The sequence below is a fragment of the uncultured Campylobacter sp. genome (assembly GCF_937981295.1).
In the GTDB taxonomy this organism is placed as follows: Bacteria; Campylobacterota; Campylobacteria; order Campylobacterales; family Campylobacteraceae; genus Campylobacter_B.
On the sequence record NZ_CALJPC010000097.1, the window covers coordinates 1 to 23472 of the forward strand.

The 23472-nt window shown below is 47.6% G+C and carries 26 protein-coding genes and 3 pseudogenes; 13 read left to right on the forward strand and 16 right to left on the reverse strand.

Annotated elements, in window-relative coordinates:
* The 3 genes from Q0135_RS10355 to Q0135_RS10365 all read left to right on the forward strand — a co-directional run.
* Nucleotides 1-339: LrgB family protein (locus Q0135_RS10355; RefSeq protein ID WP_297990293.1), on the forward strand; the 339-nt coding region annotated here is incomplete at its 5' end.
* Nucleotides 340-348: 9 nt separating this feature from the next.
* Entirely contained in the window at nt 349-915 is a 567-nt protein-coding gene (locus Q0135_RS10360) for an AAA family ATPase (protein WP_297990296.1), read from the forward strand.
* A gap of 478 nt (nt 916-1393) precedes the next feature.
* On the forward strand, nt 1394-1969 hold the full coding sequence (locus Q0135_RS10365) for a tetratricopeptide repeat protein (RefSeq protein ID WP_297990299.1): 576 nt from the start codon (nt 1394-1396) through the stop codon (nt 1967-1969).
* Between the two features lie 247 nt (nt 1970-2216).
* On the opposite strand, the pseudogene Q0135_RS10370 reads toward Q0135_RS10365, so the two are convergent.
* Nucleotides 2217-2369 (reverse strand): annotated as a pseudogene (locus Q0135_RS10370) (flagellar basal body rod C-terminal domain-containing protein); the annotation flags it as partial.
* On the opposite strand from Q0135_RS10370, the gene Q0135_RS10375 reads away from it, so the two are divergent.
* Nucleotides 2370-2507 (forward strand): hypothetical protein, encoded by a 138-nt coding sequence (locus Q0135_RS10375; RefSeq protein WP_297990302.1) that lies wholly within the window; start codon nt 2370-2372, stop codon nt 2505-2507.
* 16 nt (nt 2508-2523) lie between these two features.
* On the opposite strand, the gene Q0135_RS10380 is transcribed toward Q0135_RS10375, so the two are convergent.
* The 3 genes from Q0135_RS10380 to Q0135_RS10390 all read right to left on the reverse strand — a co-directional run bounded on the left by Q0135_RS10380 (nt 2524) and on the right by Q0135_RS10390 (nt 4079).
* Nucleotides 2524-2805, reverse strand: a complete 282-nt coding sequence (locus Q0135_RS10380) for a type II toxin-antitoxin system RelE/ParE family toxin (RefSeq protein WP_297990304.1) — start codon at nt 2803-2805, stop codon at nt 2524-2526.
* Nucleotides 2799-3026 carry a hypothetical protein gene (locus Q0135_RS10385; protein ID WP_297990306.1) on the reverse strand — a complete coding sequence of 76 codons (228 nt, stop codon included), beginning with the start codon at nt 3024-3026 and terminating at the stop codon, nt 2799-2801. Before Q0135_RS10385 ends, Q0135_RS10380 begins: the two co-directional genes overlap by 7 nt.
* Before the next feature lie 201 nt (nt 3027-3227).
* Nucleotides 3228-4079, reverse strand: a complete 852-nt coding sequence (locus Q0135_RS10390; RefSeq protein WP_297990308.1) for a DUF2314 domain-containing protein — start codon at nt 4077-4079, stop codon at nt 3228-3230.
* Between the two features lie 198 nt (nt 4080-4277).
* Here Q0135_RS10390 and Q0135_RS10395 point away from each other — a divergent pair, with 198 nt between their 5' ends.
* Nucleotides 4278-5336: a hypothetical protein gene (locus tag Q0135_RS10395; protein ID WP_297990309.1), complete on the forward strand. Its 1059-nt coding sequence runs from the start codon at nt 4278-4280 to the stop codon at nt 5334-5336.
* A gap of 322 nt (nt 5337-5658) precedes the next feature.
* Entirely contained in the window at nt 5659-6423 is a 765-nt protein-coding gene (locus Q0135_RS10400; RefSeq protein WP_297990310.1) for a hypothetical protein, read from the forward strand.
* A gap of 298 nt (nt 6424-6721) precedes the next feature.
* On the opposite strand, the gene folP is transcribed toward Q0135_RS10400, so the two are convergent.
* From folP to Q0135_RS10425, 5 genes are read right to left on the reverse strand one after another with little or no spacing between them, the layout of a single operon-like run.
* The gene (gene folP, locus Q0135_RS10405; RefSeq protein WP_297990313.1) at nt 6722-7864 is read right to left on the reverse strand and encodes a dihydropteroate synthase; all 1143 of its coding nucleotides are present in this window, start codon (nt 7862-7864) and stop codon (nt 6722-6724) included.
* Nucleotides 7861-8481, reverse strand: a complete 621-nt coding sequence (locus Q0135_RS10410; protein ID WP_297990314.1) for a DNA polymerase III subunit delta' — start codon at nt 8479-8481, stop codon at nt 7861-7863. The genes folP and Q0135_RS10410 overlap by 4 nt, the downstream gene beginning before the upstream one ends.
* Nucleotides 8478-9011: a HobA family DNA replication regulator gene (locus Q0135_RS10415; protein WP_005873254.1), complete on the reverse strand. Its 534-nt coding sequence runs from the start codon at nt 9009-9011 to the stop codon at nt 8478-8480. Before Q0135_RS10415 ends, Q0135_RS10410 begins: the two co-directional genes overlap by 4 nt.
* Nucleotides 9011-10216 (reverse strand): aspartate kinase, encoded by a 1206-nt coding sequence (locus tag Q0135_RS10420; RefSeq protein ID WP_297880342.1) that lies wholly within the window; start codon nt 10214-10216, stop codon nt 9011-9013. The genes Q0135_RS10415 and Q0135_RS10420 overlap by 1 nt, the downstream gene beginning before the upstream one ends.
* Nucleotides 10216-10686: an RNA pyrophosphohydrolase gene (locus Q0135_RS10425; RefSeq protein WP_005873256.1), complete on the reverse strand. Its 471-nt coding sequence runs from the start codon at nt 10684-10686 to the stop codon at nt 10216-10218. Before Q0135_RS10425 ends, Q0135_RS10420 begins: the two co-directional genes overlap by 1 nt.
* 136 nt (nt 10687-10822) lie before the next feature.
* On the opposite strand from Q0135_RS10425, the gene hemW reads away from it, so the two are divergent.
* The 6 genes and pseudogenes from hemW to Q0135_RS10455 all read left to right on the forward strand — a co-directional run bounded on the left by hemW (nt 10823) and on the right by Q0135_RS10455 (nt 15964).
* Entirely contained in the window at nt 10823-11896 is a 1074-nt protein-coding gene (hemW, locus tag Q0135_RS10430) for a radical SAM family heme chaperone HemW (protein WP_297990317.1), read from the forward strand.
* A 57-nt stretch (nt 11897-11953) separates the two neighbouring features.
* Nucleotides 11954-12223: pseudogene (gene tatB / locus Q0135_RS10435) on the forward strand (Sec-independent protein translocase protein TatB); the annotation flags it as partial.
* A gap of 438 nt (nt 12224-12661) precedes the next feature.
* The gene (tatC, locus tag Q0135_RS10440) at nt 12662-13417 is read left to right on the forward strand and encodes a twin-arginine translocase subunit TatC (RefSeq protein WP_297963770.1); all 756 of its coding nucleotides are present in this window, start codon (nt 12662-12664) and stop codon (nt 13415-13417) included.
* Between the two features lies 1 nt (nt 13418).
* Nucleotides 13419-14438 carry a tRNA preQ1(34) S-adenosylmethionine ribosyltransferase-isomerase QueA gene (gene queA, locus Q0135_RS10445; protein WP_297990318.1) on the forward strand — a complete coding sequence of 340 codons (1020 nt, stop codon included), beginning with the start codon at nt 13419-13421 and terminating at the stop codon, nt 14436-14438.
* A complete protein-coding gene (locus Q0135_RS10450; protein WP_297990321.1) occupies nt 14435-15472 on the forward strand; it encodes a hypothetical protein in 1038 nt (345 codons plus the stop codon). Before queA ends, Q0135_RS10450 begins: the two co-directional genes overlap by 4 nt.
* A gap of 39 nt (nt 15473-15511) precedes the next feature.
* Nucleotides 15512-15964: a hypothetical protein gene (locus Q0135_RS10455; protein ID WP_297990323.1), complete on the forward strand. Its 453-nt coding sequence runs from the start codon at nt 15512-15514 to the stop codon at nt 15962-15964.
* 850 nt (nt 15965-16814) lie between these two features.
* Here the strand turns inward: Q0135_RS10455 and Q0135_RS10460 are convergent.
* From Q0135_RS10460 to Q0135_RS10490, 7 genes are all read right to left on the reverse strand, one after another.
* Nucleotides 16815-17111, reverse strand: a complete 297-nt coding sequence (locus Q0135_RS10460) for a hypothetical protein (protein WP_297990325.1) — start codon at nt 17109-17111, stop codon at nt 16815-16817.
* A gap of 112 nt (nt 17112-17223) precedes the next feature.
* Nucleotides 17224-17484: a 30S ribosomal protein S18 gene (rpsR, locus tag Q0135_RS10465; RefSeq protein ID WP_295151385.1), complete on the reverse strand. Its 261-nt coding sequence runs from the start codon at nt 17482-17484 to the stop codon at nt 17224-17226.
* 13 nt (nt 17485-17497) lie between these two features.
* Entirely contained in the window at nt 17498-18097 is a 600-nt protein-coding gene (locus Q0135_RS10470; protein ID WP_297990326.1) for a single-stranded DNA-binding protein, read from the reverse strand.
* A gap of 10 nt (nt 18098-18107) precedes the next feature.
* On the reverse strand, nt 18108-18521 hold the full coding sequence (rpsF, locus tag Q0135_RS10475) for a 30S ribosomal protein S6 (protein ID WP_297990328.1): 414 nt from the start codon (nt 18519-18521) through the stop codon (nt 18108-18110).
* Between the two features lie 84 nt (nt 18522-18605).
* On the reverse strand, nt 18606-19610 hold the full coding sequence (locus Q0135_RS10480; RefSeq protein ID WP_297990330.1) for a DNA polymerase III subunit delta: 1005 nt from the start codon (nt 19608-19610) through the stop codon (nt 18606-18608).
* Nucleotides 19610-21532, reverse strand: a complete 1923-nt coding sequence (locus Q0135_RS10485; RefSeq protein ID WP_297990331.1) for a ribonuclease R family protein — start codon at nt 21530-21532, stop codon at nt 19610-19612. The genes Q0135_RS10480 and Q0135_RS10485 overlap by 1 nt, the downstream gene beginning before the upstream one ends.
* On the reverse strand, nt 21529-22782 hold the full coding sequence (locus Q0135_RS10490; RefSeq protein ID WP_297990333.1) for a hypothetical protein: 1254 nt from the start codon (nt 22780-22782) through the stop codon (nt 21529-21531). The genes Q0135_RS10485 and Q0135_RS10490 overlap by 4 nt, the downstream gene beginning before the upstream one ends.
* Before the next feature lie 257 nt (nt 22783-23039).
* Between Q0135_RS10490 and Q0135_RS10495 the strand changes: the two are divergent.
* Nucleotides 23040-23472 (forward strand): annotated as a pseudogene (locus Q0135_RS10495) (hypothetical protein); the annotation flags it as partial.

Here is a 23472-nt window from a genome sequence, read left to right on the forward strand (position 1 = left end):
CTAAACCACACAATGTATGTCACGCTACTACCGAAATCTGTCACGGCGCCGATCGGTATGGGTATCAGCGAAAGCTTAGGCGGCATCGTGACACTAACGGTGGCCTGCATCATCGCTACGGGCATCATCGGTAGCGTATTTGGCGAGGCGCTACTTAAAATTTTTGGCATCAAAAAGGCGATGGCAAAAGGTATCGCCCTAGGCTGCGCGAGCCACGCGATGGGAACGGCGCGCGCTCTTGAGATCGGTGACGTAGAGGGCGCGATGGCGTCTTTAGCAATGGCAGTTACGGGACTTCTTACCGTCATCGGTGCCGGTATATTTGCACATTTCATCTAAGGAGAAAATATGATAATCTCGATCGCTAGACAAACGGGCGCAGGCGGGCGCGAAACCGCGCGCAAACTAGCCGAGCGCTTAGGTTACACCTATCTAGCCAAGGCGGATCTGCTCCGCAAAGCAGACGAGCTTGGCTGCTTCGAGCAGATGTATGAGTTCTACAACGAAATGCCCGTAAATACGCTACTTCAGGCAATATCGCACAACGAGCTAGCCAATGAGCAGAAGCGCGATCGTATTGTAGCAATTTACGAAAAGATCGTCTCGAGCGGCAACGTTATAGTGCTTGGACGCTGCGCGGGGTTTTTCTTGCGCGGACATCCGGATCTGCTGACGGTATTTTTACGCGCGAGCGATGAGTTTAAGCTTGCCAGATTAGAAAAAGAGGGCCATACCGACGCGCGCGAGTATATGGAAAACAGCGACGCAGGCAGGATGAGCTTTCATCAATATTACACCAACCAAGTCTGGGGTGCGTCCGCAAACTACAATATCTGCATTGATACGTCGTATTGCGGCATCGATAATGCGGTAAATATCATAGAATATCTGGTTAAAAACCACGATAAAAAGTAAAATTTGAAACTTTGCGACGGACGCGGTAACGAGGCGACATTGCTGCGACGATGAGGTTATCGGTGGCGATGAAATTATATTGGCACGGATCGCTGCGGGCGGCGTGGCATAGTGGCGGCAACGAGATTATGTCGCTGCGGCACCGCTACGGCGAAATTTTATGCTAAGGTTTAGGAAACATGACGGCAGCAGCGATGCGATCTTGTGCGCGGCAAATTTTCCGTGGTTATCGGCGGCGAATTTCTGGGTGCAAGCGAGCAAATTTACGGGTTTTAGGGTGGCTATTCGGGTTTTTGCGGCGGCGTTGGCGCTCAATTTACCTAAATAGGCTAAATTTGACGGCTTTCTTTACGGTACGATTTTGAGCAAACTCGGCAAAAAAGGCTTGCTCAAATTTCAAACCTTTAACGTCAATTTAGCTTTTTTTTAATGCTAAATTTTATAAAATACCGATAAAAATTTTGGCAGGAGTAAATTTATGAAAAGATTAATCGCGGCGCTCGCCTGCGCTATGGTTTTGTTTGCGGCGGGTGAGGATATAGGGGAGTTGCAAGAAGCGTGCGACGACGGAAATGCAATTAGTTGCGGTTCCCTCGGGCTTTTATATGATACCGGACAAGGCGTGAGACAAGACTATCAAAAAGCGAGCGAGCTATACTCTAAAGCTTGCGATATGGGAGAGGCAATTAGTTGTTCTAATCTCGGGGTTTTATATGTTAACGGACAAGGCGTAAAGCAGGACTATAAAAAAGCGAGCGAACTATTTTCTAAAGCTTGCGATATGGGAGAGGCAGACAGTTGCCATAATCTCGGGTTTTTATATGCTAACGGACAAGGCGTAAGACAGGACTACGAAAAAGCAAGCGAGCTATACTCTAAAGCTTGCGATATGGGATATGCAGGCAGTTGCCATAATCTCGGGGTTTTATATTATGATGGTAAGGGCGTAAGGCAAGATAAAGGAGCGGCAAAAGAGTATTTCGGCAAGGCTTGCGATTTAGGCAATCAGGGCGGTTGCGACAAATATAAAATCCTAAACGAGCAAGGATGGTGAGCTAGGCGCGCAAAAAGGCGGTAAATCCAGGTAAATTGAGCCCCGCCTTGACGCCTCAAAAAATCGCGGCGTCTGTAAATTTAGCCCGAATTTTGCTCAAATTTAGCTTTCGCGAGCCGCAGTATAAAATCACCGCTCAATTTACCGCTCAAATTTAACTCCCTAACGGCAAAAGCGGGCAAAATTTAAAAAGCCGCCAAACCCGAAATCCGCAAAGTAGTTTCAGGCGCAGCGGCGTAAATTTAGCCTATTTTAGACTATTTACGATCGAGAGCATATCGTCGCTCGTCGTGATCGCCTTTGAGTTGGCTTCATACGCGCGCTGAGCCGTGATGAGGTCGGTCATATCCTCGACCAGCCGGACGTTACTCATCTCGACGAATCCCTGCCTGATCGTGCCGTGGCTGTCGAGCTCTGCCGTGCCGACTGTGACCTAGCTCAGATCCCATTTGGCGAGATGATACAGGGCGAGGGGGTCATATATGTGCAGATCTGCGAGAAATGCGAGGTTTTAGGCGGCTGCTTTCAGTGCACGTGAGGGTAAAATCAAAATTTTAGCTAAAGCGCGTCAAATTGCATTTAAAGATGGATAGAATTATAATGCTGTCCTTTTTGATCTGAAAAGGTACCACATAGCTTTTAAAGATCATCTCTCTGACGTCGTTTCTGTTTTGTTTTAAATTTTTTCTAAAGCGATACGGCATAAAGGGGATTTTCTCGATTTCGCTTTTGAGCTCGCGCATAAAATCATCAGCCCGAACTTCGCTGTGCAAAGCTATAAAATTGGTGATATTTTCGAGTTCGCTCACGAAATTTTCAGAGTATAAAATTACCACGCGAGCCCTTTTTCGGCTAGCCTTTCTTTTATCTCATCATCGTTATAAAGCTTTAATTCGCCTTTGTCCGATTGATCTATTATCTCGTCAAGCTTTTTTTGATCGGATTCGCTTAGCATAGGTTCGTCGCAAACTATAGTCGCCGTCGGATCAAGTAGCAGCAAAGCCTTTATAGCTTTTATGGTGTTATTGTTTTGTGTCTGTATATTGATCGTCGCCATCTTAGCTCCTTTGCGTTTTATTTTACTAAAAAATTTTAAAATGCAGCTTTCGTAAAATTTTAAAATAGCTTCATGCTGCCTAAATTTGATTAAAAGGAATTTGCGGGTTATTGGCTTGGGTAAAAAAAAGGGACACAGGGCATGGGCTAAATTTTAATTTACAGCCAAATTTAGCCCGCCCGCATAGCTGCCAAACGCTATCTACTCGCTAAGTGCCTCTGCGACGTGATCCCAGCCGAGCGCTCTAGCATAATCAAGCGCGGTTTTGCCGTGGATATTTTTAGCGTTTTTATCCGCACCCTTAGCAAGCAAAAGCTCGAGCCTCGTCAGATTGCCCGCGATCACCTCGTGGTGCAGCATCGTGTAGCCCTCATCGTCCGTGCGCGTGATCTCGTCCGGATACCCGCGCAAAAACTCCTCGAAATTTTTCTTCGTATTGACGCTCATCGGGTGCTCGGTTAAATTTTGCGGATGCTCCTGCTGTTCGTACGCCACCAGCACGACGTCAGGATCGCCGAAATTTAACCCCCACGCCTCGTCGTGCTCGGCGCGCTCGCTCTGGCTCATAGCTTTGCGCATCGCCTGCACGCTAAAGCCGCCGTAGGTCTTGCCATCTATCGCAAACATCCAGTCGCTGATCTGCTCTAGCGGCACCGCGACTTCGTCGCCGTTTTTGACGCTACTTAGCACGTTCGGGTCGTTTACGAGCACGCCGCAAACGCGCTCGCCGTCAAAATACACGTCGTTTACCCACATATGCTCGACCTCGGTGCTACCGTTTAGCTCTTGCGAAAAGGCGACCTTAACGCAGGCAAAGCTAAGCGCAGGGACGATGCGGAGGCGCTCCCAGTACAGCTCGCGCCAGAAGTAGCGAAAGCTCTTTCGCGCCTGCTCGAATGCTTTTAGCATCGCCTCATCTTCGCCGTCCGCGTAAAACACGGGCTCGCTCTCTTTTGCGTCTTTTGCCGCGGCGTTTTCATCCTGCGCGTCTTTGCTATCGCTATCTTTCGAGCACGCGTCATCGCCGCCGAATAGTTTTTTAAACAGTCCCATTTGCTCCCCTTAAATTTAGTTGAGATTCCTATTGTATTTTAAATTTACTTTCATTTGCCTGATTAAAATAGCGGGCAAAATTTCACCGCGCGAGCCGTATAGCGGAGCGCAGAAGAGCAGGGTGGTCTTACGGCTTGCGTTCCGCGCCCGCGCAAAAATTAGCTATAATTGCGTTTAAATTTAATTAAAGGAGAGGCCGTGGGGTTATTTAGCTCAGGAAAAAAAGCTGAAAAGGCGCAAATTCCAAGCACTTTTGCCGGCAGAGTGGATAAATTTTGGGCGGAATTTAGCGGCGCGATAGATGAGATCAAGGCCGATCTGGCGGCAAAGGAGTTTAAAAAGGCGATGCAAAAGACCGACGAGAAGCTTCGTATCTGCCTTGCCGAGCCCTATTTTATGACGGGGCTTGCGGGCGATAAGCTTGATCTGGTGCTAACTCCCGAGGGCATGAGACACCGATTATTTTGGCTAAGCTTTATCAAAAACGCTATGCCTAGGCAGCTTGAATCAAAGATGCTATGTACGCTCGGAAAGCCGCGTGCGCCGCGAGGTATCGGCGGACTTGAGATGTACGGCACGCGCGTAAACGCCGAGGAGTCGATGATCTACGCGCAGTTTAACGAAAGCGACGTGGATATTAAAATTTACAACGAAAACCTAGCGGCTCTACTCGCGCAGGACGAAGGCAAGGCCTATAACCTTAGCTTTATCCTTCTTGACAATATGATCGGCGAAACGGCGGTCATAAATACGCTAGGCGAGCTTGAGGTGCTGGCCCAGCTCGAAGAAAACGGCGTGCCGCTAAGCGAATTTGCCGATCTGATCGATGAGAAATTCGGCGAAAAAGCCGCGCGCGAACCGCTAAAGAATTTTTTCAGCTATGAGATGCAGCCGCGCGGCAGCGGAGTGCGCGAGGACGTGATCGTGGGCACCACCTGCCTGCGAAATCTCATAGGCGAGTACCTAGGCGGCAAGCGCGACATCTATAACGAAGCCTTCGAGCTCGGCATCAAATTTTGCTTTCTGAGCATTGATAACGACGGCGACATGCAGGCGGGCTTTGATCTGCGAAACAAGATCGAGGACGATGAGCTAGAGAGCTGCGGCTCGTTTTTGGAGATAATCGGCGGCGCAACCGGGCAGAGGCACGCATACATCGATCTCATCTGCTATGACGAGGAGAGGCTAAAAGAAAAGGTAAGCGAGCTTTGCAAAAAATACGGTGCGAATATAGAAATCCACGACTTTAAGCGGTAGCGGCCTCTGTTTTTGCGGCAGATAAATTTGAGATTTTGCGCCATCGCAGAAAATAAATTTTAAAATTCTATGCCGCCGCGTAAAATAAATTTAAAATTTGCCGCGCCGCACGCTTTTCGTTCGGTTTTGCCATTTCGCCGACACGCGGTAAAATTGAGCGAGCCGTGAGCTTGCGATATAAATTTTGGCGATTTAGCAGTAAATTTTAGTAAAATTTGCGAGGTTCGCAGTGCGAATTTACGATGATAAAATTTTGCTTCGGTTTCAGTACAAAGCGCGCCGATTAAGAAGCTTAGGAAAGATAAAATTTTAAGGGACGAACATGAAAATTATCTCGAAATTTAAAGATAATTACGATTTTATGGTGTCAAAATACGGACTTGACGAGACTTTGGTCTATGACCGCAGAAACTCTACTCTAGTAGGTGCGGACGAGCTATGGAGGCTTGATGAGGGCGATAAAAAGGTCTTTGAAAGGAAGCTTAGCGGGTACCGCTTTATCCGCGGTAAATTTATAAACTGGAGCAAAACGGACGTAAATAAGCTGCCGCGCCTGCTTCACTCCGTGATTTTCATCGGCAAAAATTTAGTCCATATTTTCGCCTCTCAAGGTAAAATTTACACAAGCCTAGAGTTTGACGAGACGGAGTTAAGAAGGCAGTATCAGAAGGACAGAACTTTGAGCTTTAGCGATGGATTTCGCGTCCATATCGTCTCGTGGCTAAGCAAGATGATCGGCAAGCAGGCTACGCGCGAGGAGATTCTGCAGCTCGTAGCGCTAGAGGGCGACCGCAAAACGACACTAAAAAATATTGTTCGCGACGATAAAATTATAAGCAAAGATGAAATTTTGAGCGCCCCAATCGTATTTTTTAAGCTCACACAGAACATTCACATCGCGGCGATAAATCCACAGCTTAACGCGATGGGGTTTTATCTGGATGCCGACTTTGTCTGGCAAAGCTTAGTCGAGTTTTTATCCGCCAAAAAGGACGCCTCTGCTCCGGCAGGCACGATACCAAATGATATAAAAATCGCTAGCAAGGGCTTTGACGTAAAGCGCTCGTTTCGCCCAAAAATGAAATAATTCGGTTCGTGCGGCAAATAATCCGTGCAAATCGTCGCCAGAATTTATCCCTCTTTACTTCGCTGTTTTGACGCGCCTCATAAATCGAGCGAAATTTTATAAATTTTTATAAGTTTCGACGAGCAAGCGCACGAAAGCTTAGGCACAAAATAAAATGTGGATAAAATTCCGCAAAAGCTCTTTCGCAAAATTTTAAAAGAATTAAAATATTTCCTTGAGGAATTTTAGAATTCCGCATAAGGCGGATTCGTAAAAATTTAGTGAAAAATATGAAATTTCACGAAAATTCCACAAAATTTTAAAATTTTACCGCAGCGGCGTCCATCGCGCGCATTAGCCGCAGCATTTGAACGTGTTCGAAAACGTCGTGCGTGCGGATGATCGCAGCGCCGTTTAAGGCAGCGATCTGGTGCAGATACAGCGAGCCTGCGAGCCTGTCCGCGACCGCAGAGGAGCTGTAAAAATCGATAACGCTCTTTCTGCTCGCGCCCACGAGCAGCGGGCAGCCGAAGTGCAAAAAATGCTGCAAATTTTTAATCAGTACCAAATTTTGCTCGGCGGTCTTGCCAAAGCCGATGCCCACGTCAAGGATGATCTTTTTAAGCCCCGCGCTTCGCAGCTGCTGCAGATTTTGCGCAAAAAACTCATCTATCTCGCCCATCAGATCGTCGTATTTAGGCGCAAGCTGCATATTTTGCGGCTTTCCTTGCATATGCATCAGCACGTAAGCGGCGTCATAGCGAAGCGCAAGCGGTGCGAGAGCGAGGTTTGCGCTGATGTCGTTGATGATGCTAAAGCCCCGATCTAGCGCAAATTCCAAACAATACTCATCGAAGCTATCGAGGCTAAATTTAGCCTTTTCATGCAGACGCAGACGGTAGATTTCGCTCAGCACGTCCTTTATGCGCGCAAACTCCTCATCCCTGCCGCAGTACTGGCTGCCCGGGCGCGAGCTCACGCCGCCGATATCGATGATAGCGGCGCCCTGCTTGATCATTTTTTCGATCTTATTGGTCGCCTCTTTTAGGTTTGCCGCGCGGCTTGCGGGGTTGAAGCTATCGGAGTTGATATTGACGACGCCCATTATTTCGCAGCTTTGCGGCTTAGCAAATTTCTTGCCTAGAAATTTCGCGACCTCTTTTAGCCCGAAATCCTGCAGTGCTTCCTTTTGCGCCAAAACCTCGATCTGGCGATCGTTTGCGATCAAAACCGCGTCCGTATCGTCGCGCCCCAGGATCACCCCTTCGTTGCACGCAAGCTCGGCGCCGATACTAAGGGCATCTTGCTTTAAAATATTTGCCGCGGGCGCTCGCAGATCTTTTAGATAGAAAAAGTTTAGGCGCGATTTTTTCTGCATTATCGCCCGTCCCGCATTTCGCACGCCGATACGCTCGCAAATCAGCGCGAAATCGGCCTCGTTTGAAATTTTATAAATTTTCATCTTTTCTCCTCGATCATCAACAGTAACGGAGTAAGCACGGCGTGGGCTTTGGCGTTGTGCTCGGCGAGGTAGCTTAGGCGGTCAATCCGCTGCAGCTCATCGCCGCTTAGACTGACGCCCGCTTCAAAGCACTCTAGCGCGATCTCGCCGATGAGTGCTTTTAGCGCCGTCTTATCCAGCTCGCCCTTGCGCTCCAGCGCGATCTGCGCGTCGATAAACTCCACCGCTTCCTTTAGGCTGAGCCTGGTTAAGTTTAGCCCGGTGCGGTATCTGGGCTTTCGCACGCAGAGGTTTTGCACGATCAGGCGCGAGCGGATAGTAGGCAGCAGGGCGTTGATGAAAGGGGTGATCAGGAAAAACACCGTATTTTTGGGCGGCTCCTCTAAAATTTTAAGCAGAGCGTTTTGCGCCTCCTCGCCGAATTTCGTAGCGGCGATGACGATGATCTTATCCTCGCGCTCGGCGACGTAGGCTTCGTCAATGATCTTTCGTGCCTCGTCGATCTTAAGCTCGACGCTTTCGAAAAACCTTAAATTTTTGCGCGGAATTTCGGCTAAAATTTTATCTTTAAAGCCCTCATAATCGCCCGTTAAAACGATCTGATTTATGATTTTCAAAGCACCACTTCGTCAAAAAGCACGGCGTCGATGCTTTTATCTAAAATTTTAAAAAGCTGGATCAGTTTGAGATCCAGGCTAGGATCGCTCTCGCTCATATAAAAGCTATTTTGCAGCCTCTCGTCGATGAGCCACAAATAGCTGTCCTCGTGGCTTTTGGCGATTTTGGCTAGAGGATGGTTGCCGTTGCCGATGTAAAAATATATAAAGCCGTTGGCAAACGCGAGGCTTAACATATCGTTTAGCAGCAGCGCGTCCTCCAGGCTATTTACGCCGCCGCGATAAAGCGAGCGTAGCGAAAAAAACGGCAGCAGCGGGCGAGAGTTGGTAGAGGAGTTGATCTTTTTGATGATATATTCGCTAAACCAGCTTCGCTCATCGTCGCAGATGACGATGAAAGCAAAGCCGTCGTGGAGGAATTTCAGCTTTGATGCTAAAAGCGGCGTCCAGTCCTCCTTGCGATCCTCGAGCCACTCAAGTCCTGGCTCGGAGCGCATGGCCGTGACGCTCCAAGTGTGCAGATCCTGCATTATTTATCCAAATCGTAGGCTTTATGCAGCGCGCGCACGGCAAGCTCGCCGTATTTAGCCTCTACGATCATCGAAATTTTAATCTCGCTCGTGGAGATCATCTGGATATTTATCCCTTCGTCCGCAAGCGTCTTAAACGCCTTGCTGGCTATGCCGCTGTGGCTTTTCATACCCACGCCTACCAAAGAAACCTTTACGATATCGGCATCCGATTCGATGATGGAATTCGGATTTGGATTTACCTCTTTCATTACCCTATAGGCCGTCTCTAGCTCGTTTTGCGGCACGGTAAAGCCCAAATTAGTCTCCCCATTTCGTCCGATATTTTGTACGATCATATCGACGTTGATCTCCTTGCTTGCAAGCGCGGAGAAAATTTCAGCCGCGACGCCGGGGCGATCCTCTACGTTTCTAATCGTAATTCTTGCTTGATTTTTATCCAGTGCAATGCCGCTAATTACCGCATCTTCCATCTTTTCTTCTCCTGTTATGAGTGTTCCTTCATGATCGTTAAAACTGCTTCGCGTCACCAAATTTACGTTTAATTTCTTCGCAAGCTCAACGCTTCGATTTTGCAAAACCTTCGCCCCCAAGCTCGCAAGCTCAAGCATCTCGTCGTAGCTGATGCGATCAAGCTTCTTGGCTTTGGGCTCGATGCGCGGATCGGTCGTATATACGCCGTCTACATCGGTGTAAATTTCGCACAGATCGGCATTCAGCGCTCCTGCGACGGCGACTGCGCTAAGATCGCTTCCGCCTCGCCCGAGCGTAGTTACTTCGCCTGCGGTGCTGATACCTTGAAAGCCCGCGACGACGACGATTTTGCCCTGCTTTAGCGCCTCTTGCATGCTTTTTGGATCGATCGAGACGATGCGAGCTTTGGTATGAAAATTATCCGTCACGATGCCCGCACCACGCCCGCTAAATGCGATCGCAGCATAGCCCTTGGCGTTTAGCGCGATAGCTAAAAGTGCGCTCGTGACGCGCTCGCCCGAGCTTAGCAGCACATCCATCTCTCTGCCTACGGGAGTTTTAGTAAAAAATTCCGCCTGCTCGATGAGCTGATTGGTAACGCCGCTCATCGCAGAGACGATTACCGCGACATCGTGTCCTTCGTTTTTAGTCTTTATCACGCGCTGCGCAACCGCCTCGATCCGCTCTAGCGTGCCGACGCTCGTACCGCCGTATTTTTGAACGATCAGCATTAAATGTAACCCTCCTCCTTAAAATATTTTAAAACCGTCGCGTAAATCGGCTTTTTGAAGTGATTTACGTGCCTTAAAACCTCATTCGCGCCTACGAATTTAAATGCGTCGAACTCCGGAAGTTTAGTATTGATGTTTATATCGGCTAAGCTTCGCAATCGCACTAAAAAATATCTTTGAATTTGCCCGTCGTATGGGCGCATCTTTTGAGCTACTCCATCGGGAAAGTCGTAGCTAAGCCACTTCGGGCACTCAGCAATGATATCGACTTTGCTTGTTCCGATCTCCTCGCCTAGCTCTCTACGGATCGCCATCTTAGGCGTCTCACCATCATCGATACCGCCTTGAGGAAACTGCCAAGCGCCTTTGATGTCGCTTCGCTGCGCGATTAAAATTTCGCAATTAAACGGATACGAGGGCGAAAGTACGATTGCAGCGACATTTGGTCTGTAATTTTTCTCTTTTTCCATCTCGTTTTCTCACAAAAAATTTCTCAAAATTCTACCTAAAAATATTAAAATTTGCGTTAAGAGGCTTAAAATTTATATAAATTTTCAAATTAATTCGCTAAATTTTGCGACGTAAATTTAGCCCATAGGACCGCCCTTGCACATCTACATCCACGTGCCGTTTTGCACCTCTAAATGCCCGTATTGCGCCTTTGGCTCTTTTAGCGATCAGTTTAGTCTCGCAAAAAGCTACTTTCGCGCGCTAGAGCTTGAGGTGCGCGACTTTTTGGCGAAAAATCCGTACGCGCAAATTTCGACGCTTTTTATCGGCGGAGGTACGCCAAGTGCCGTAGATGCGGGGCTTTATAATGAAATTTTTGCGCTGCTCGCGCCGCATTTCGCCGCCAAAGCCGAAATCAGCTCGGAAGCCAACCCAAACTCCGCCAGCCCCGCTTGGCTTATGGCGATGCAGGGGCTCGGCGTAAATCGCATCAGCTTCGGCGCGCAGAGTTTCAACGACGCCAAGCTAAAGTTCCTCGGTCGCGCGCACAGCGCCGCGCAGATTTTTCTCGCGGTGCAAAATGCCAAAGCGGCGGGCTTTGATAATATAAACTTAGACCTAATCTACGCGAGCAAATTTGACGATAAAAGGAATTTAAAATTTGAAATGGATGAGCTTGCGCGCTGCGAAGTGCCGCATCTAAGCGCCTATGCGCTAAGCCTTGAGGAAAACACGCCATTTTTCGGGCGCGAAAGCTTTAAAAAGGAAAGCGCGACTCTAGCTAAATTTCTCTTTGCTCTTGCGGGAGATAGCGGCTTTAGTCAGTATGAAATTTCAAATTTTGCCGCGCGCGGACTGTGCTGTAAGCACAATCTGGCTTACTGGCGCGGCGAGGATTACGCTGGATTCGGAGCATTTGCGGTCGGAACTAGCGGACGGGTGCGCCTTAGCTCGCCTAAAAATTTGCGAGACTACATCGCAGATCCGCTGCAAAAACAGCGCGAAGTTCTAAGCGCGCAGGATAAAAAGCTCGAGCGCATATTTCTCGGGCTGCGCTGCATTTTGGGCGTGGACGCGCAAATTTTAGACGCCGCGGAGCTAAGCAGCGCGCAGCTACTCGTGCAGGCAAAAAAGCTGAAATTCGGCGAGGGTAAATTTTATAATCCCAACTTTTTGCTTGCCGACGAGATCGCGCTTTTTATCACGCAAAGCAGCCAAAGCGGGCGCTAAATTTAAGATTAATGAAATTTTAGTTACAATACGCCACTTTTTACGTTAGGAAATTTTATGTTTGGTATCAGTATGCCTGAAATTACGGTCATTTTAATCATCGCGATAATCGTGCTGGGGCCCGAAAAACTCCCAAAAGTGCTGGTCGAGCTCGCGAAATACTTCAAAGTCATCAAAAAAACCATCAACGACGCAAAATCGAGCTTTGATCAGGAGCTTCGCATCGCCGAGCTCAAAGAGGATGCCAAAAAATATAAAGAGAGCATCACGCAAGCAAGCGAAAGTGTGCGCAAAAAGCTCACGTTTGAGGAGCTCGACGAGATAAAAGGCGGCATAGACTCGGTCAAAGAGACGCTAAATGCGGGGCTAAAAGACGCGAAAAGCTCGCTTAAAGAAACGCTTAGCTCGGATGCCGCCAAAGATGCGCTAAACTCTGCGGAGGTCTCGGTACAAAAACAAAATGAGGCGGCAAATTTAAAAGCAAATTCGGGCAGCGAAAATTCCGCGCAAAGCTCGGACGCCGCGAACTCTGCGCAAGGCTCCGCCGGCAGCACAACAAATTCTAGCGCCGAAAGCGAAAGCGAAAATTCCATGCCGAGCACGGACGGCGGTGCGGGAAATTCCGCGCAAAATACAAACGTAAGCGGCGAAGCAAAAAGCAGCGCGGAAAATTTAAATGCAAATTTAAACGGCGATGCGCAAAATTCTATGCAAAATTCCGCGCAAAATAACGATACACAAAAATCATAATGAGAGAGAAATTTAATGTTTGAAGAGCTAAAACCCCATCTAGCCGAGCTTCGCAAACGCCTAGTGATCTCCGTGCTGTCCGTCATCGTTCTTTTCGTCGCGTGCTTCGGCTTTTGGGAGGATATTTTAGGCTTTATGACCCGCCCGCTAGTGCGCGTGCTTCCCAAAGGCAGCGAGATCATCTTTACCCAGCTTGGCGAGACCTTTTTTACCGCGATGAAGGTGTCGTTTTTCACCTCGTTACTTCTAGCGATGCCGATAATTTTCTGGCAGGCGTGGCTTTTCATAGCGCCCGGGCTTTACGACAACGAGAAAAAATACGTCATCCCCTTCGTTAGCGGCGCGAGCATTATGTTCTTTTTAGGCGCGGCGTTTTGCTATTTTTTCGTAATTCCCGTAGCGTTTAATTTCTTGGTAAATTTTGGCGCCAAGCAATTTACTGCGATGCCTACGATCGGCGAATATGTAGGCTTTTTCGCTAAGCTCGTCGTCGCATTTGGCATCAGCTTCGAGCTTCCTGTAGTAACCTTTTTCCTCGCTAAAATCGGGCTTGTGACGAACAAAAGTCTGAGCGATTTTTTCCGCTATGCAATCGTCATTATTTTCATTTTTGCAGCGGTCATGACGCCGCCGGACGTACTTAGCCAGTTTATGCTCGCAACTCCGCTGATAGTGCTTTATCTGCTTTCGATCTTCATCGCCAAAATGATAAATCCGTATAAGCAGGAGGATGACGAAGGCGAAAATTCCACGGACGTAGCGCAGGCGTAAGATGGCGGATCTAAATTTAGTCTCTAGCTACGATTACGAGCTTCCTAGCGAGCTCATCGCAAGCGCGCCCGCGATGCCCAAACAAAGCGCGCGCCTGTTAATATACGACCGCGCCAAGGAGAAGATCACGCACGCACGCTTCGGCGATCTGGCGGACGCCCTGCCGCCCTGCGATATTATTTTCAACGACACGCGGGTGATTAAGGCGCGTCTCTTCGGTCATAAAAGCAGCGGCGGCAAGATCGAGCTTCTGTTAAACTCGCCGCTTGAGGGCAATAAATTTAGCGCCTATATTCGCGGTAGCGTCAAAGCAGGCAGCGAATTAAAATTTCAAAGCAATCTTAATGCGCGCGTTTGCGAGCTGATGGACGACGGGCTTCGCATCGTGCAATTTGAGCGCGGCGGCAAGGCTTTAAATACCCACGATGTTTTTGAAATTTGCGAACGTATCGGCCACGTGCCGCTGCCGCCGTATATCAAGCGCGCCGATACGAAGGAGGACGCAAGCTGGTACCAAAGTATCTTCGCGCGCGAGCAAGGCGCTGTCGCCGCACCCACCGCGAGCTTGCATTTTAATAGCGAGATGATCGCGGATTTGCGCCGAAATCACGAGATCCACTTTATCACGCTGCACGTGGGCGTGGGCACCTTCAAGCCCGTGGAGGTAGCGGATCTGCGCGATCACAAGATGCACGGCGAGCTCTACTCCATCCCGCCGCAGACCGCGCAAATTCTAAAAAGCGAGCGAAAAATTTTAGGCGTGGGCACGACCGTTACGCGAACGATCGAAAATTTTGCGCGCAACGGGCAAAGCAGCGGAATCTGCGAGCTGTTTTTGCACCCGGGCAATCCTCCGATAAGACAAAATTTTCTGCTTACGAACTTTCACCTGCCCAAATCCACGCTGATAATGCTCGTGGCGAGCTTCATCGGCCTTGAGCGCACGCTTGAGCTCTACCGCATCGCAGTGGAGCAAAGATACCGCTTCTACTCCTATGGCGATGGGATGCTTGTGCTATGAAAGCCGTGGTTTTAGGCGCGCTAGCAATATTGGCTGCGACGGCAGGCTTTGCGGCAAGAAAATTTTTTGCTAAAAAGCCCGCCGTAAGCGGCAAAATTTTCTCCGCTGCGCCTAAAGCCAAAGAAAGCGATTCCGTCGTGCCTAGACGCGAGGATATCGCGCAGATCGATATTTTAAAAATTTTAAAATTTCAAAGCGAAATTTTATTTGAGGAGTGCACAAAATACGACAGCACGCTCTATCTTAGCTTTCCACCGCAGCTACCGCGTATCTACGGCGGCGAGGTGCTAAATCTCACTAGCGCAGTCTTTGACGCGTGCGAGTTTTTCCTGCAAAATATCGCTGAGCCAATCCGCGTAAGCGTGGAATTTAGTAGCAAGGAACTTAGAGCGAATATGAGCTCCGTCAAGCTCGACGTGCGAGTAGGTATCGATCGCGAGCTAAAGGATCCGCGCACCTATGCGCTTAAAAGTGCACTAGAAAGCGTCGCTAGCACGGATGATGAGTATCTTACTTCGGCGCAGACCCATTTGCGTGCACTCGGTTCGCATCCAAGTATTGGAGCCGACGGGCGCGGAACCTTTATCAAAATGGATGCCGTGCTTAGCTGCTTCGCGCAGCAGAGCTTTAGCGCCAAAAAATACGACTACAACGTCATAATCACGCACAAAAACCGCGCGATCTTCGAGGAGCTGCGAGATTTTTTGAGCGGGCTTGGTTGCGACGTGATGCCAAACTCCAACTGGGAGAGTGCGAAGAGACATCTAAACGACTTCATCTACGTAGCCGACGTCGTCATCCTTGACGCCGAGATCCTGCGCGCCAATATAAGCGAAATAAACTACCTCAACGCGCTGGAAAAAGACGGGGTATTTTTCATATTTTTACTTAAAAACAAACACTCGCTCAAGGTGCTGGAGGGGCTAAGCTTTAAATTTTTCAAGCTCGAGATGCCATATTTCTACGACGAGTTTTACGCCACGCTCGATATCATCGAAAAGATCAAAAACGATGAGAATTTCTTGGGGCTGTAGCGAACAGGCGGCGATAAATTTAAAACCGAAGAGATTGAAGTGATATATTTTGACTTAGATTGGATCAAGGGCAATATAAAAGATAGCGAATATGCCTTAAGGCAGCAGCGGTACGAGGCGTATTTGGCAGGGCTGCATAAAAATATGCATACGCTAGAAAGAATTTTTGCGGGCATAAGCTTCAACGATGCGCTATTGCTACCTAAAAAGCAAATTAATGAAAAGTTGCATTTAAAATTTTACATCGGAGATTTGCAAAATGGATATTATGAACTAAAATGTGTTATGAGCTCTGATCAAAGATGCGACGCGGCGCCCGGCGAAATAATAACGAGTGAGATATTTTACGAAAATGGCAATTACCGCTTCTCTTTCATCCTCGCTTGCTTGAAGGAATACGTCGTTAACTTTTCCAGGATAGATAGCCTTAAATTTAACGCGATTTCGCAGAAAAAATACCACTTTGAGCATAAGAAATTTAAACTTTTATAGAAAACCGCGCGCCCAATCGGTCGCGCATAAAATTTACCCATAAAGATCGCGCCCTTAAATTTATCCCGCTTGCAAGCTGCAAACAGCGTAAATTTCGTCGCGCCTTGCAGCTAAATTTATTAAATTTAACATAGTCCGCGCACAAGCAAGTTTATTTCGTCCGCTTACCTCAAAAACGCTCAAGCCACATTTTTAAAATTTACGCCCCAGACAAGCTTAAGAGACTTTGACAAGCAGCCCAGTCTATTTTGAGGCGCCCGATAAGACGTATATAAAGCGAGTAAATTTAAGAATTTAGCGCGACGTACTCGGCTTGCAATTTAAATTTTATCTTTCGCCCTCTTTTTTAGCCTTGACTGCCTCATAAAGTTCGTCGATCGAGGTTGCGGACGAGCCCGAATATTTCTGCGCCGCTTGCATAGTTTTTTGCCCCATTTACCGTCGATCGTCACGCCGTAGCCGCTAAACATCAAACTTCACTGGATATAATAGACTTTATCTTGCTGCGTCATATTTTGTTGCTTCTGCACTTTCTTTTGCTTGCTCACTTTCATCTACGGAAGACCCGCTAAATACCCTAGAACTAAACCTCCCACAATTAGTACGACAGACGCAATAAATCTATTATTTACGCTAGAAGTCAAGCCTTCTAAAAATGCCTTTACTATAAAACCCGGAATAAAAGCGATAACCGCGACTGCAAGCCGCCCATCAAAAGCACCATTACCAGCAAGGAAACCTAGAGAAAATTCATAATCTATCTTTTAAAATTTAAGTAGCGTAATTCTCCCAAATTTAAATTTAATCAGAGAATTACAAAAATTTATCTGTCAACGGACGGCGACATAGACTAATTAACGTGCTTCATAATCCTATTAAATTGTGGACTGTGATCTCGCGCCATAAAAATAGAAGCAATTATACCTATAACTCCTATAGCTAAGACGAAGTAAAATATTGTACCGCTATCTTTAGTAAAAGTTCCTATAAACCAAAGCCAAACTATAGAACCAAGAAGTGTCTTTATCCATGGTCTGCGATAAGATATCTCTGCCTGACATCCACTGCATACGATTGCTCCGTATTTGATGTCGTCTTTGCCGCAAAATGGGCACATTAAATAATTCTCTTGTTCATTCTCTGCCATAATTTCCCCTTTGAAAAAATATGGATGAAATTATATATATAAGAACAGGCTTAAAAATTTTAAAAATTGGATTTAAAAAGTAGGAATTTTAGCGGCTCTACGCCGCTAAAATTTAAAGATTTTCGAATGGATTTACGACCACGTCTTTACGATCGACGATGTAAGGTATAAGGGCTGCTTGGCGCGCGCGCTTGATAGCCTTTTCTACCATCTCTTGGTATTTTTTGCTGGTGCCGGTTAAGCGACGCGGCATAATCTTAAAGCGCTCGCTTAGGCAGTGCTTTAGCAGCGCCGTGTCCTTATAATCGATAAATTCGATCTTTGCTTCCGTAAATTTGCAATACTTCCTAGTATATTTTCTCTTATCTGCCATGATTTTTCCTTAATTAAAATGGGATCGTGTCGTTGCCGTCATCGTATTTATCGGCATCGACGTCGACTTCAGGAATCGTGCTTTCGTAACTCTGCTCTTTTTGTTTAGGTGCGTTGTAATCGTTTTTTGCGCCTCTTGAATTTGAGTTTTGTCTGTTAGCATAGCTATTTCCGCCGCCGTAATTACCGCTGCCGTAGTTAGAATTTCCTCCGCCGTAGCCGCCGGAGCTTCCGCCATAATTACCGCCCTCGTAATTGCCGCCTTGATTATAGCCGCCGCTTCCACCTTGATTGCTTCCTAGCATCTCCATCGTATCTACGCTAATGGAGTGCTTGCTTCGGTTCTGTCCGTTTTGATCCTGCCACTGATCTAGCTTTAAGCGGCCTTCGATCAAAATTTTACTGCCTTTTCGCAAGTATTGGTTTGCGATCTCAGCCGTACGACCGAAAAAATCTATGTCTATAAAGCACGTTTCTTCGCGTTTCTCGCCGTTTGAGCTATTATATCTGCGTGTGACGGCAATGCCGGTTTTACCTACGGCGGTGCCCGTTTGCAGATATCTAAGCTCGATATCTCGGGTCAAATTACCTACCAAAACTACTTTATTAAACATATTTTATCCTTTATTCGCCCTCTTTGGCTGCTTCTTCAGGCTCTTTTGGCTCTACCGGCGCTTTTGGCTCGCGCTCTTTTTTCGCAGGGCTTAGTTTGATGCCTTTGCTTAGCTTGTCCCAAGCGAAAATTTCACGCTTAGTCTCATATTTGACGGTCAAAAATCTAATGATATCTTCGGTGATGCGCAGATTTCTAACAAGCTCGGAGATCAAGTTCGGCTCGGCCTTAAAATAGATTACGAAATAAACTCCGCGCTCATATTTGTCGATCTTATAGGCTAGCTTTCTAGCACCCATTTCGATCACGGAAGCGATCTCTCCGCCGTTTTTGGTTATGATTTCTTTGACGAAATCGACTTTTGTTTTAACTTCATCGTCGGTAAGCGTGGGCTTAACGATGAATAAAACCTCGTAGTTTCTCATAAATTCTCCTTATGGATTTTAGCTCGCAAACAGCGTCTGCGGGCAAGGATTTTGCAAAAAATGCAAGGGGATATTACTAAAATTTCACTTAATATTTGCTTTTTGCCCGAGCGAACTTAGCAGCATGCGCTGCAACTTCAAAAACGACGCGAGCAAAAGCTCATCTTTCGCCGCGTTTTTTTCACTTTTGAGTTCAAATTCCAAATCGTTTAAGTGAGCGAAAATTTTATAAAACGTCGGCGTTGAAAAGCTGGTGGCGTAGCGCTGCATCTGTGCGGCCACGGAAGGTGGCGGTTGATAGCCTAAAACCGCCTTAAAATCAAATCTACCGTTTATTTTCACGTAAGCATGCAGCCGAAAAATTCTATAAATCAAGCGGTAGAAATAATTTATCAGCTCCATCTCGTTGTATCCGCCGCCCAGAGCCATTTTGTAAAAATCTACGCGAAAGTCGCTTAGTCCAAAAATTTTATCAAAAAGCTCGTCGTAGCTCACCTCGCTAAGGCCATAAACCATCAAATTTACGTTTTGCAGGCTAAGCTCAAGCCCTAAACTTGCAAATTTTTCTATCTCGCTCGCGCTCAGGCTTAGGCTCTCGTTGTGGATGGCGTAGATCCTACTAAGCGCGGCGGTGTTTGCAAAAAGCCCGCACATCTCGCATTTTTGCGCAAGCAGCGCTATGGCTTCATTCACGCCCGAGGGTTTGAAAAACCTCACTTCGTTTCGTTCAAATTCCTTGATAAAATCCGCGCTCACCGAAATTTCGCTATCGTTTAGCTCGTAGATTAGATGATTGTTCGCGTCCGCCTTGCACAGCGCGATGAGCCTTCGCAGCTCTTCCTTTTTGATGAGCGAGGCGGTTTTGATGTGAAGCGTGTTGCTGCCGCCGAAAAGCGAGGGCTCCAAGAAGCTTCGCGCCTGCTCAAAATCATACTCCAAAAAATACAAACTCAAAAAATTTTCCGCGGCGTAAATTTGCTTCAGGCGCTGCGCGTAAAGCTCGTTTGAAAAATCGTCTCCTCCGCGCAAAAGCACGAAATTCGGCACCCTGCCGCTTGCGATAAGCCCGTCAAATTCTTTCCTATACATCAGATCTTCTTTACCACCCTGCCTATGATCACTCCGCTAGCGATGTTTGCATCCGTAAGCTCGATTATCACGGGCGTTAAAATGTCGCCGGCGAAATTTGAAACTAAAATTTTAGCCCCCTTTAGCTTGTCGTCTAGCTTTGCGGTGACGGAATTTCCATTTTCGTCGATGTAGCAGCGGAATTTTTTGCCCAAATTTTCCGCGGCCCAGCGCGCAAATTTTCGGTCCATAAAATCAAACGCGACCTTGTCCGCCTCGCGCTCAAGTTCGTTTAGCCGCGCGCACGTCGCGTCAATGTTTAAAAGCAGGTAATTATAAAATTTCTCATCACCCCTCATCTGTGCCTTTAGCAATCGGTGCAAAATGAGATCGGAATAGCGCCTGATCGGGCTTGTGAAGTGCGTATAGTTATCAAATCCGAGTCCGAAGTGCCCGCGCGATTCGGATCCGTACTCGGCGCGCTTTTGAGCCTTGATGATGAGCTTATCGACCTCCTCGCGGATACCCATAGTATCGGCTTGCGCTTGGATTTCGCCGATCATTTTGGCAAGGTTACTCTGATACGGCGCGTCGATGCCGAACAGCGCCAGATCGTCAAGCAGAGCGTAAATTTTTTTAAGCTCCGCCGAGCCGTGATTTCTAAAAACGCCCCGCTCGATACGCGCCGCGGCGGCTTTATTGGCTAGCAGCATACAATCCTCGATGAGCTTGTGCGACGGAGTGTCGGTCTCAAAACGAGTGGAGCTTATAAAACCGTGCTCATCAAGCGTGATGCGAAGCTCCTTGGTGCGGAAATCAAATCCGCGCTTCAGCCTCGCGCGGCGCAGGCGCTCGCAAATTTCATTAAGCGGCAAGAGCCAACTTAAAATTTCAGGCTCGCACGCCTTGCGAGTGCGTAAAATTTCATCGACCTCGTCGTAATTGTAGCGGCGCTTTGATCTTATGATCGCTTCGAAAAGCTCCTCTTTTTGCGGGTTTAAATTTTCATCCAAAGAGATTTTAAAAACAAAGGCCAGCCTCGGCAGATCAGGCATCAGCGAGCAGATATTTTCGCTAAGCTCGCGCGGTAGCATCGGCACGGATCGGTGCGGGAAATAGATCGAAAAGCCGCGAAATTTCGCCTCCCTATCGATCGGCGAGTATTCGCTTACATATTCGCTCACGTCGGCGATCGCGACGTAAAGCGTGCGCTCTTTTACGTCAAAATAGATCGCGTCGTCGAAGTCCTTGGCGTCGATGGGATCGATAGTGCAAAAGGGCAGATGCTGCAAATCCACGCGCTGCGGATACAGCGCCTCGTCCACTTCGCTGCCGAAGCTCGCGGCTTGCTGCTTGCACGCTTCGTTAAATTCGTCGTTTTTATCGTAGATCGCTAAAGAAATTTTCTCATCGACGAAGGGATCGGCTAGGTTTCCGATCACCTCGGTAATTTCGTTCGTTAGATTATCGATCTTTAAAAGGGTGTTTGCGGGTAGCTGCTTGAGCGATTTCTGCGTGGCTTTGAGCGGATTTGCAAGGCCGGTTTTGACGTTTACGCCTAAAATTTCGCGCCCGAAGCTTTTGGTATAAACCACGCTTGTTAAAAATGCGGGCTTGACGCACATCAGCACCTTTGCGTGCAGGCGGGACTTTCTTGAGCTTAAAATTTTTGCTAGGATCAGATCGCCCAGATGCACGCCGCTTAAATATCTGTTTTCGATGATGAGATCTGCTTTGAAGCGATCGTCGAAGCTTTGCAGATAGCCCGTGCCGTCGCGCGCGATGTCGAGCCTGCCGAAAACATAGCCGTCGTTTAGATAGAGCTTGCCTTTGTGCGCGCTGATGGCGCCGATATTTAGGAGGTTACGCACGAGCTCCTTTTGCTCGCCGCTAAGATCCTTTTCAAATACGCCCGAGTTAAAGGCGCGCAGGAACTCTTTCATATCGAAATTTCGCCTTTAGCCTCTAAAAACGCCTCCTGCTCGAAGCCAAACTCGACTAGTAAATTTAAAGCGTTGTCGATGCTAAGCTCGTCAAAGTGATGATAGATATTGACCGCGGTTTTGGCGATCTTTAGCATCGCGTAGCGGGATTTGTTCTCAAAAGGCGCGTCGTCCGGGGCGTTTGAATACAGCGTGTCCTGCGCGATCTGCTCTAGCCCGAAATGCGCAAATAGCGCGTGCGAGACGCTTTCGCGGTTCGTGCCGGTAAATTTCATCTCCACGTCGGTAAAATCCTGCGGAAAGATCGAGCCCTTGATGGCATGGTAAAATTCCTCCGCCTTGCCCGCAGCACACACCTGCTCGTCGATAAAAACCCGCCCGAACTCCACCAAAATCACGCTTGAGAGGATACTTTGCTCTATCTGCGGGTAGGATTTGATCCACGAAAACATAAGCAGATTTCGCAGCAGCGAGACCTGCGTAAGCTTTTCGCGGTCGATGCGATACGCCCGTAGGCTCGGCTTTAGCATCTCGTCGAATACGGCGAATAGAAAAAACGCCCGCATCTGCTCGCGCCCGTAAAGCTCAAACGCTCGCTGTAAATTTAGCGTTTTTAGTGCCGCGGCGCCCTGCTCTCGCCCCTGCTCCTGCGCTCTTCCCCATTCTTGCTCCTGTTTTTGCTGCTGCGCTTGCCCCTGCTCTTGTATCGGCTCTCGTCCATGCGCTCGTTCGGCTTGCACGGAAATGCTTGAACCTAGCGCGCAATCAGCTCTCGCGGCGACGTGTTGATTTTGTGGCGGCGTATCGCTTGCTGCTTGTGAGGGGTTAAATTTAAAATTCTCGTCGCTGCAGTTCGCGTCGTTTGCGTCATTTAAATGATTAAATTTAAGACTATCGCCCTGCTCTGCTAAGTCTGCGCCCTTTTGCTCGCTCGAGGTACACTCGTTTTGCCGCCACTCGTCTGCGGCATCTTGTAAGCCGCATCCTATGGACTTCACAGGCTCCATGCTTTGGAGATCGCACCGCTCATCCGCGGCACCGAAATTTTGCCTCGCGAGCCCTTCGGCGCTAAATTTAGACAAACCGCAAAAGGCTAAATCTAAAATTTTATCCGCGAGGGGGGCGTTTTTTGAAATTTGCAAAGCGAGCCTGACATCCGAAACATCCGCGTCAAACGATGCTAAAATTTTTAAAATTTCATCGCTAAAGCCCGCGAGCGCGCCTATTTTTTGGGTTATAAATTTATTCATTTTAAAAAGCCGTTCAATATAAATTTCGCACAATCATATCAAATTTTAGCCCAAATTGCAAAGCAAAACGCCGCCATTATGCCTAAATTTTGCCTCATTTTACTGGGCTTTTGAAGCGCTCTTTTTGCACCCGAAAATCGCGGATCAAACCGCCCGTTTGTCGCGACGGCAAAACCTAAATTTCAAGCGCCGTTTTATAAAATTTTAATCCCCTTTCGTATAGAATGCATCGAAATTCCGTTTATAAAGAGCTCGATTTGGATAAATTTAAAGCCGGTGCTGCGCTAAGGAAAGAAGAGACTAGGGACTACGACAAAGAGCCGCTAGTTTTGCGGGATTATTCTAGTTTTGCTTTGATTTTACATTATTTGTTTATTTTGATATTTTGGATTACTGCTTCTGGATTTTGCATTAGTTGCTTAGACGATTTTGAAAGTGGTATTTTAGATTTTGATGACGACGAAGACGGCAGTCCAAACGATACTTTCCCAGATACGACTCCGGCTTCAACCAAAACTTCACCGATTGTGATTGATTTAAACGGCGACGGCATAAAAACAATATCAAGAAAAAACAGTAAAACATACTTCGACCTGGATAATAACAAATTTGCCCAAAACACAGCTTGGATGGATAAAAATGACGGAATTCTCATCAATAAAACCTTAATCACAAATAGCATAACAAACG